This is a genomic window from Streptococcus sanguinis (assembly GCF_020729765.1).
Classification (GTDB): Bacteria; Bacillota; Bacilli; order Lactobacillales; family Streptococcaceae; genus Streptococcus; species Streptococcus sanguinis_Q.
This window is the reverse complement of record NZ_JAJEPD010000086.1, coordinates 1-9,414: the sequence shown is the minus strand read 5'-3', so window position 1 is coordinate 9,414 and position 9,414 is coordinate 1. Positions and strand designations below refer to the sequence as shown.

Sequence of the window (9,414 nt, the reverse complement as noted above, 5' to 3'; positions counted from 1 at the left end):
TACCAGGCAGGTTACCTACGCGTTACTCACCCGTTCGCAACTCATCCAAGAAGAGCAAGCTCCTCTCTTCAGCGTTCTACTTGCATGTATTAGGCACGCCGCCAGCGTTCGTCCTGAGCCAGGATCAAACTCTCATTAAAAAGTTTGAGTTCGCACTCATTACTGTCCACTGACAGATTTATTTTCTCGTTTTTTGACAGGTTACATATCTCTATGTCACCCTGCACTTGGTTCGTCTTGTTCAGTTTTCAAAGGGCTTTGTCTTTCGCGACAACTATATTAGTATATCACCTATACCACCAACCTGTCAATACCTTTTCCCAATTTTTTTTGATTTTTATTTAATAAAAAAACTTGATGCTCTAACCTGTTCTAGTAAAACAGAAATAAAGTCATCAAGTTTGTTCATTACAAAATCGTATTATCTTGAAAATCTTTTAAGTGATTTTTTAAATCTTTAAGCATGGCTCTTCTTCCTTTAAAGCGCTCGTTGCTCATCAACCTCTGATAATTATCCAATCCAACATCATCAAGAGTCCTTTTATAATTRYCAATYGCYTCTCTGAARGCAACTAACTCATCTAGAAACAATTCTTTTGACTTCAAACGATGTCCAATCTCACTCACTTCTTCATAAGGCTGGCGGTCCAATTTACGCTTTTGGCTTTCTTGTTTACGAATTTTATCATGTATATGATTTCTGAATTTTGTTTTGAAATAACGATAGAGTTTTTTCTCATCGTTTTCAATCCCTTTTTCTTTAAGCAGAAGTTCGTATAAAACCAACATTCCTTCTTGCTCCCAATCACTATGTTCCCACAAATGAATATAATAGTCTTTCTTACACTTCCAAACTATCCATTTCACCTTCTCATAAGTAGTTCTAAAATCCATAGTTCCTCCTTAAAATTTACTTGACTTAATTCTACTGTAAATAGAAAGCAAGGTGGACTCTTTCTTCTAAAAAGCATCTTTCAGGAGCTCTTCTGACTCGAATAACTATTTTAAAGTCATTTCAGGCACATATTTAGTCATTTGGGAGGATTGTGCGAAGTATAAAGCAAGAAAAAAATCAAATGCTTACACATTTGATTTTTTAAACCTAGCTCCGCCAGTAGGACTCGAACCTACGACATCATGATTAACAGTCATGCGCTACTACCAACTGAGCTATGGCGGATTATATAGTCCGTACGGGATTCGAACCCGTGTTACCGCCGTGAAAAGGCGGTGTCTTAACCCCTTGACCAACGGACCATTTCTTGTCCTTCTGCAGAACATATTCCATTATATCAGCTTTTCTTCCTTTGTCAATAATTATTTCAGAAAAAGAGAAAAAAGTTGGAATTTCTCCAACTTCTTCTACTCAGAACTTTTTTCTTCCATTTTCGTTTTAATTTCATCATAAGAAAGTGCATGAGCTTCTTTGTCTAATTCAAGTTCAGACTCTTCTGGCATTTTGCCAGTTTCATACAATGATTTAATCTGATTGCTATCCAAAGTTTCATATTTAAGAAGCGCTTCAGCAATCAATTTATGAGTTTCGCGATGGGACTGGATAATCTCTGCAGCTTTGTTACGAGCTTCATTAAGAAGTTCTCTTACTTCTTCGTCAATCTCATATGCAGTCTGTTCTGATATTGATTTTTGAGGACTGGCTGCACCAAACATAGCATGGTTTCCTTCGTATTGAACCGGACCAAGTTTTTCGCTCATTCCATATTCTGTTACCATACTGCGGGCCATCTGAGTTGCCTGTTCAAAGTCATTAGAGGCACCTGTTGTTTGAACATTAAAGATAATCTCTTCAGCCACACGGCCACCCATAAGACCAGCTAATTGCTCTTTCATATCTTCTTTAGATAGAAGCATTTGGTCTTCCTTAGGTAGGGCAATCATATAACCACCAGCGCGTCCACGAGGGACGATAGTTACCTTATGTACAACACGCGCATTTGACAATACCAAACCAACAATAGTATGTCCAGCTTCATGATAAGCAACCATTTGACGATCACGTTCAGACACCATCTTATCTTTCTTAGAAGGTCCTGCGATTACCCGATCTTCTGCTTCATCAATATCATCTGCATCAATGACTTTCTTGTTACGACGAGCAGCAACCAAAGCAGCCTCATTCAAGACATTTTCCAAATCAGCACCAACAAAACCTGGTGTCTGCTGAGCGACTAATTTCAAATCAACATTTTTAGCCAGCGGCTTATTCTTAGCGTGAACACGAAGAATAGCTTCCCGACCTTTAACATCAGGACGGCCGACCAACACTTTTCTGTCAAAACGGCCAGCACGCAGCAAGGCTGGATCCAATACATCCGAACGGTTAGTAGCCGCAATGATAATGATTCCTTCATTGCCTTCAAAACCATCCATTTCAATCAAGAGCTGATTGAGGGTTTGCTCACGCTCATCGTTACCACCGCCAAGGCCAACACCACGCTGACGACCGACTGCATCGATTTCATCGATGAAGATAATAGCAGGAGCTGCTTTTTTCGCATCTTCAAATAAAGAACGAACTCGGCTTGCTCCGACCCCAACAAACATTTCTACAAAGTCGGAACCTGAGATACTGAAGAAAGGAACACCTGCTTCTCCAGCAACTGCCTTAGCAAGCAAGGTTTTACCAGTTCCTGGAGGGCCTTCCAGAAGGACACCGGCAGGAATACGAGCACCTAGTTTGGTGTAACGTTTCCGATCTTTCAAAAACTCAACAACTTCTACAAGTTCTTGTTTTTCTTCTTCGGCACCAGCTACATCCGAGAAACGAACTTTAATATCTTCTTTGTTAGCAGCACGCGCTTTATTGCGCCCGAAATTCATGGCACCGCGGGCACCACCGCCTCCACCTTGATTCATCATGGACATAAAGAAGAAGATGACAATTACAAAAGGAACGATGGAAGTGAGTATTGTAATCCACATTCCGCTTGAACTTTCGCGCTTTATGCTGATTTCAGTGTTATGCTCAGAGGCTAATTTTTGTAAATCAGAAATTGTAATATCTGACGGTAAAATAATACTTGTAAATCTCTCTACTTTAGAAACGTTTGGAGTGAAAAATAAAATCCCTGTATCTTCTTTCGATTCCTGAGGTGTTTTGTAAGTACCTGAAATCTCAACGACGCTGCCATTTGGCTGGTAGCTCATCTCTGTGACATTATTTTCCTTAATTTCCTTCACTAATTCTGTGTAATTGATTTGCTGACTGCGACCGCCAGTATCTCCTGAGAAGAAATACTGAAAACCTGTCACCAGGACAACAATAATCAGAATATAGAGAAATGGATTTTTTATAAAACCATTGTTTTGCTTATTTTTCATCTATTAATAGTAAACCTTTATTTTGTATAAACTTCTTCTTTCAAAATACCAATATATGGAATATTACGATAGTTCTCATTATAATCTAATCCATATCCAACAACAAATTCATTTGGAATTGTGAAACATGTATAATCTGCATCAATTTCAACAACACGGCCTTCTGGTTTATCCAAAAGTGTAGCAATTTTTACTGATGCAGCATTTCTTTCCTTAAACAAATTGCACAGATTTTTTAAAGTCTGACCAGTATCAATAATATCCTCAACAAATAGGATATCACGTCCTGTGATGTCTTGATCAATGTCCTTAATAACATTAATGACACCTGAGCTAGCAGTACCACCATGGTAGCTAGAAACCAACATAAAATCAAGCTCAATATGTGTGTCAATATGCTTGAYTAACTCAGCTATAAAAGGCACGGAACCTTTTAAGATTCCAACAAAAATTGGATTCTTACCTTGGTAGTCTTTGGTTAATTGCTGACCAAGCTTTTTTGCAGCATCCACGATTTCATCATGGGAAATCAATATTTTTTTGATATCTTGTTCTAGCATAATTTTACCCATCTATTTTCTGAATATAAAGTACAGTACTCATTATATCACTTTTTAATGCCTTACTCAAATCACTGATAGCAATATTTAAGATTGCTAAAATTTGATGATTTTGTTCCACGATTACAGATGAATTCCGTTCTTCAAAGGAAGCCTTCTTATCAATAAAAAGACGACGAAGCTTTTTGTGATGACCATTCAGCAAAATACTGTCTCCCTCTTTTCGGAAGCGGAGTGTCAGCGAAGTTTCACGCGAAACAAAAATTTTCTGGATATTTTCACCACTCAAAGGAATCCCAAATGAAAATCGATAATGCCCAAACTCAATCAGATTCTCAAATTCTAACAAAATTGAATCCATTTTTAAATCGGGCTTACGACTGATTTTTTTAATTTCAAAACGCTGGTAATCCTTAACAAGCTCATAGTCTTTTTTCAAAGTGTGCTGATAATTGGCCTTAGTCCGCAGGATGTTCAAAACCTCCTCAAACTGCTGCTTGCTCAGATTCAGCCCAGGAAAATTTTCGAGATAGTTCTGCAATAGAAAACGTTGAACCTGGGGGATTTGCTGATGAAAGACTTGGACATTTTCTATATCTAAATCTCTGGTCAAGTGAGACAAAGCGGTCTGCCAATCTTCAATTTCCTTTCCCAGATACCGCAAAGAATCCTTAAATTGTGGGTTTTCTTTTTCTAGATCCGGCAGATAAAGATTGCGAATTCGATTTCTGAGATAATCATTTTGAAAATTACTGCTATCTTCAAAATACTGAATATCCGGAAAGTCTGACTTATGAAAAGTAAGCAAAGGACGAATCAGCTCCCCACAAGCAAAAGGCTGGACAGCTTTCATGCCGGACAGATGACGAAGTCTAGCTCCACGCAGCAGCCGCATAAAAACAGTCTCAGCTTGATCATCTGCGTGGTGGGCAGTTACCAGAGCTGTATAGTGCCCCTCCTGCATCACTTTCCCGAAAAAATCATAACGAAACTGCCGAGCAGCATTTTCTGAAAAATTACCAGAAAAACTTGATGTAAAAATCTTTACACCAAGCTGTTCCGCAATCTTTACCAATGCCTTTTCTTCTTGATCTGACTCTGGCCGCTGTTTGTGATTGACATGAGCAATCGCAAGCTCGATAGCCAGTTCTTTTTGAGAAACAATCAACAGCTGCAGCAGTGTCATAGAATCCAGTCCACCTGATACAGCAACTAAAACTTTTCGATGGTCTTGGAAATACTTTTTCTCCTGCATTTTTTTAAGAAATTCTTGCTTAATCATTTCAGGACTCCATAGACATCGTCTGCTATCTGGGAAATGTTATCGTAGTTTGAATTATTAGTGAAAATGACAATGATAAAAGGAGAATCTGTATAGACAATCGCAGCATCGTGCTTAAAATCATAGGCGTCACCAATTTTATGAGCCACTTTAACATCTATATTTTTAGAAATCCGCTGATTATCATAATTTGTCTGAGACAAGGCATCGATAATCATGCCATTTTGCTCATAGATAGCTTCCAAAACATTTCCAGCCATACGTGAAGAAGCTTGTCTTTCTTCCACATCCCATTTCTTTCCAGCTATTTTATTAATCGTCTGCTGAAAATTTTTATCAGATTGATTGGTCGCATAATAGCCTAAAATATTGTGGGCGACATTATCTGATTCTTTGGCCACTCKATTAATCAAATCCTGAACTGAATATTCCTTGTCATCAGCTGACTTAGCAATGCTGCCACTTCCTTCTGGTTCATAAGCACCTGTAAAATCATTGACTGCTCCAATATACTTGAACTTCTGATCTAACGAAAGTTTTTTCTGATCTAGCTGTTCCTGCACATAGTAGAGATAAGGCAGTTTGGTAACGCTGGCCGAATACATCTCTTGATCTTGATTGATACCTGCTTCTTTGCCTGTGTCCAGCTGTTTGACATAGATAGAGTAGTCCGCCTTGTTGTACTTACTGCTCAAAATTTCTTGAACTTTGTCCATTCGATTATCAGTTTCATCCAGAAATTCCATAGAAACCCAGCCATGTCCTTCAACCTGAGCATAAGTTCCTTTGACTGTCTGGACAATTTGGACAATGTTTACTTTTGTATATGGAGCTACCGTTGTATTGATTTTTTTAGCTCCGTTGATATTGGCTTTATCATAAAGAGTAAAGCCAGGTTTCAGCCACATTTCTTGATGGATATCTTCGATTGACTGGACAGTATCTTCGTAAATTGTATTTTTATCCGCTGTCACAAACTGCCCATTTTTCAGCTTGAAAATCGGAACTCCTTCTTCATTTACATAAAATCCTGTTATCTGGATTGGCTGGTCTGGAACTAGCTTTCCAGCAGTCTTACTCAGAGTAGAATCTGTAAATGTAGGAGTTTYTTCATAAACATTAGGATTTGTCGGGATGCTATCATAATAGCGTCCATACGTAGTGCTTGTAAAATGATATTTTTCTTCCTCGTCTAATACGAAATCTTTTTCGGTACTAATAACTGTGATACTGCTAAATAAAGCTGGCAGCAAAAATATCAGTAACAAAAACTTACGCATGTTTTCCCCTTTCCTCTTGATTTTCTTGAAGTTTCAAAGCTTGATTTTTTTCAGACAGTTCTTCTAGTTTTTCATCAGAAAATTCCAAGAACTGCTCAATTGTTTTTAATAAATCTTCCATAACTACTGTGGTAATAAATCTGGGATAGTATAAATGTACTCACCCTCTTTTGAAAAAGAGTATTTAGCGCGTGCATACTTAGCAGCATAACTGTCATCTTTTAACTTTGTTGCTATATCAGATTGATAGACCTTTTCTTCGCTGAGCGTCTGATATTTCTCCTGCAGTTTAGAATACTGTTCACGACGCTGCAGCAAGGTTTGATAACTCTGGTACAAATTATAGGTAGGTAGAATAAATAATAGAATCACCAAAATCAGAACCCAGCCCATAAAACGGTTGCGTTTTCGCCGTTCCTGATCCACATATCTGCGGCGTTGATTTTCATCTTGAATAAAACGATTATTGAGTTGGACGATATTTTTAGGCATCTTCTTCTATCCTTGTTTCACTGACGATTTCGTACATTTTAGCTGCATCTTCTTTTTTGGTACTGTCTTTCATCTCCAAAACCTTTACAGTCAAGAGTTTATTACCAAAGCGTACTTCAATCAAGTCATCCACTTTCAAATCTGTTGAGCTCTTGGCCAAGATACCGTTCACTTTTATCCGACCCTTGTCAGCTACTTCTTTAGCCACTGGACGTCGCTTGATAATCCGTGACACTTTCAAATATTTATCTAATCTCATCCTATTACCTCATTTTCTCTTAATTTATTATTCTACCATTTTTTGAGAAAAATAGAGCTTAAAAAGCCAAACTTCACTGAATTGTAACCTTTATTCTGCMTTGCGCTGTTTAATTTCCAGCATCTTTTCTCCAAAATTAACCAGACCTTCTAAAATCTCATAATCTTTTTTGTTCCTCACATCAAAAATCACTTCAATCAAGCCATTTTTTTCACCAATTCTAGCCTTTAAATTCGTCATCGAAAGTGCTTCAAAATAGTCCTGCGTCAGATAAAGCTGCTGAGAAATTTTCTCAAAATGAATAATTACTGCATTCTGCTGGCGTTCCACTGACTTTACAAAAGCCTGATCTAAATAAGACTTAGCAAGTCCAATCTCCAACAGATAGGCTACAACATCAGGATACTCCCCAAAGCGATCAATCAATTCATTCTGTAGATTTTCATAATTTACACGGCTGTCAATCTCACGAATCCTCTTGTAAATTTCAATTTTCTGTCTTTCATCAGAAATATAGTCATTAGGAAGATAGGCATCAATCTGCAGATTAATCTCTGCATTGCTTTTTTGACGCTTGTTTTCTCTGCCCTGCTTTTTAGCAATGGCTTCTTCTAGAAGCTGTGAGTACATCTCAAAACCAACAGAATCAATAAAGCCAGATTGCATACTTCCTAGAATATTGCCAGCACCCCGAATAGACAAATCTCGCATAGCAATCTTAAATCCAGAACCTAACTCTGTAAATCCTTTAATAGCCTCTAGACGCTTTTCAGAAACTTCTGTTAGAATCTTATCTGGTCTGTACATCAGATAAGCGTAGGCAATCCGATTGCTGCGGCCAACCCGTCCACGAAGTTGATACAAGGTTGACAACCCCATATGGTCAGCATTTTCTACAAACAAAGTATTGGCATTGGGGATATCAACCCCAGTTTCAATAATGGTTGTGGTCACTAAAATATCGTATTCTCCATTGATGAAGTCCAGTAAAGTATTTTCTAAACGAATCTCACTCATTTGACCATGAACATAGCCTATAGAAGCTTCTGGGATTAACTCTCTTAATTCTGAAACTTTCTGTTCGATTGTGTCAACCTTGTTGTAAAGGTAGTAAACCTGTCCACCTCGGTCTATTTCACGTAAGACAGCTTCTCGAATCACTGTAGGATTGCTTTCTAAAACATAGGTTTGAACAGGATAGCGATTGGTAGGCGGTGTCTCAATAACTGACAAATCGCGGATCCCCAGCATAGACATATGAAGAGTTCGAGGAATAGGAGTTGCTGTCAAGGTCAGGACATCAACTTTCTTTTTCAATTCCTTTAATGTTTCCTTGTGCTTAACTCCAAAACGCTGCTCTTCATCAATGATGATTAAACCTAAATCTGCAAATTCTACATCTTTGGATAATAGTCGGTGGGTTCCAATGATAATGTCAACCTGTCCCTTCTGCAGCTTATCCAAAGTCTGTTTTTGTTCTGCCTTACTCCTGAAACGGCTGAGTACCTCGATATTGACCGCAAAATCATTAAAGCGTTCTTTAAAGTTAGTATAGTGCTGCTGGGCTAAAACCGTTGTTGGTACTAATACAGCCACCTGTTTATGATCGTTGACAGCCTTAAAAGCAGCCCGCATAGCTACTTCTGTTTTTCCAAAGCCTACATCACCAACTAAGAGCCGGTCCATTGGACGACTGCTTTCCATATCCTTCTTCACTTCCTGAATACTTCTTAGCTGGTCCTCTGTTTCAACATAAGGAAAATCATTATCAAATTCCTCTTGATTAGAATCATCCGCTGAGAAAGCAAAACCTTTTAGCTGGCTGCGTTCAGCATATAGTTTAATCAAATCATCCGCAATATCCTGAACCTGATGCTGAACTTTTTGCTTACTCTTCTGGAAACGACCGTCATTTAGCTTATTTACCTTAGGTATTTTTCCATCGCTGGCAACATACTTTGATAGGAGATCAATCTGGTCAACTGGAATCGAAATACGATCAGAATTTTGATATTGAATCGTCAGATAATCACGGTGGACACCAGAGATTTCAATCGTTTCAATCCCCAGATAACGTCCTATCCCATGAATATTATGGACAACATAATCCCCTTTTTCTAGCTTATAGAAGGAAATCTTGTTCAGGGTTTTAATTTCGTAGATGAGAAAATTGTTCTTATTACAGAGTACGAAATTATT

The 9,414-nt window shown here is 38.2% G+C and carries 9 protein-coding genes, 2 tRNA genes and 1 rRNA gene; all 12 read right to left on the bottom strand.

The window, feature by feature from the left end; translation table 11 throughout:
- Positions 1-140: ribosomal RNA gene (locus tag K4H96_RS11265) — 16S ribosomal RNA — on the bottom strand; the annotation flags it as partial.
- 268 nt (positions 141-408) lie between these two features.
- Positions 409-894, bottom strand: coding sequence for a sigma-70 RNA polymerase sigma factor region 4 domain-containing protein (locus K4H96_RS11260; protein WP_227956535.1), 486 nt, complete (start codon positions 892-894; stop codon positions 409-411).
- 212 nt (positions 895-1,106) lie between these two features.
- A tRNA-Asn gene (locus K4H96_RS11255) sits at positions 1,107-1,180 on the bottom strand.
- Between the two features lie 5 nt (positions 1,181-1,185).
- Positions 1,186-1,257 (bottom strand) — tRNA-Glu (locus tag K4H96_RS11250).
- A 105-nt stretch (positions 1,258-1,362) separates the two neighbouring features.
- Positions 1,363-3,342, bottom strand: coding sequence for an ATP-dependent zinc metalloprotease FtsH (ftsH, locus tag K4H96_RS11245; protein WP_223338124.1), 1,980 nt, complete (start codon positions 3,340-3,342; stop codon positions 1,363-1,365).
- A 17-nt stretch (positions 3,343-3,359) separates the two neighbouring features.
- Positions 3,360-3,902: a hypoxanthine phosphoribosyltransferase gene (gene hpt, locus K4H96_RS11240; RefSeq protein ID WP_227956536.1), complete on the bottom strand. Its 543-nt coding sequence runs from the start codon at positions 3,900-3,902 to the stop codon at positions 3,360-3,362.
- A gap of 4 nt (positions 3,903-3,906) precedes the next feature.
- Entirely contained in the window at positions 3,907-5,184 is a 1,278-nt protein-coding gene (gene tilS / locus K4H96_RS11235) for a tRNA lysidine(34) synthetase TilS (protein WP_223338123.1), read from the bottom strand.
- Positions 5,181-6,464 carry a serine hydrolase gene (locus K4H96_RS11230; protein WP_227956534.1) on the bottom strand — a complete coding sequence of 428 codons (1,284 nt, stop codon included), beginning with the start codon at positions 6,462-6,464 and terminating at the stop codon, positions 5,181-5,183. The genes tilS and K4H96_RS11230 overlap by 4 nt, the downstream gene beginning before the upstream one ends.
- Complete coding sequence (locus K4H96_RS12285; RefSeq protein WP_002922810.1) at positions 6,457-6,585, bottom strand: SP_0009 family protein; 129 nt, start codon at positions 6,583-6,585, stop codon at positions 6,457-6,459. Before K4H96_RS12285 ends, K4H96_RS11230 begins: the two co-directional genes overlap by 8 nt.
- Before the next feature lie 2 nt (positions 6,586-6,587).
- Positions 6,588-6,956: a septum formation initiator family protein gene (locus tag K4H96_RS11225; RefSeq protein ID WP_002899511.1), complete on the bottom strand. Its 369-nt coding sequence runs from the start codon at positions 6,954-6,956 to the stop codon at positions 6,588-6,590.
- On the bottom strand, positions 6,949-7,215 hold the full coding sequence (locus tag K4H96_RS11220) for an RNA-binding S4 domain-containing protein (RefSeq protein WP_002931706.1): 267 nt from the start codon (positions 7,213-7,215) through the stop codon (positions 6,949-6,951). The genes K4H96_RS11225 and K4H96_RS11220 overlap by 8 nt, the downstream gene beginning before the upstream one ends.
- 90 nt (positions 7,216-7,305) lie before the next feature.
- Positions 7,306-9,414: transcription-repair coupling factor (mfd, locus tag K4H96_RS11215; protein ID WP_227956533.1), on the bottom strand; the 2,109-nt coding region annotated here is incomplete at its 5' end.

Excerpts from the sequence above, each read along its gene's own strand:
- tilS (WP_223338123.1), bottom strand. The coding sequence starts at position 5,184 with ATGATTAAGCAAGAATTTCTTAAAAAAATGCAGGAGAAAAAGTATTTC.
- K4H96_RS11225 (WP_002899511.1), bottom strand. The coding sequence starts at position 6,956 with ATGCCTAAAAATATCGTCCAACTCAATAATCGTTTTATTCAAGATGAA.
- K4H96_RS12285 (WP_002922810.1), bottom strand. The coding sequence starts at position 6,585 with ATGGAAGATTTATTAAAAACAATTGAGCAGTTCTTGGAATTTTCTGAT.
- K4H96_RS11220 (WP_002931706.1), bottom strand. The coding sequence starts at position 7,215 with ATGAGATTAGATAAATATTTGAAAGTGTCACGGATTATCAAGCGACGT.
- ftsH (WP_223338124.1), bottom strand. The coding sequence starts at position 3,342 with ATGAAAAATAAGCAAAACAATGGTTTTATAAAAAATCCATTTCTCTAT.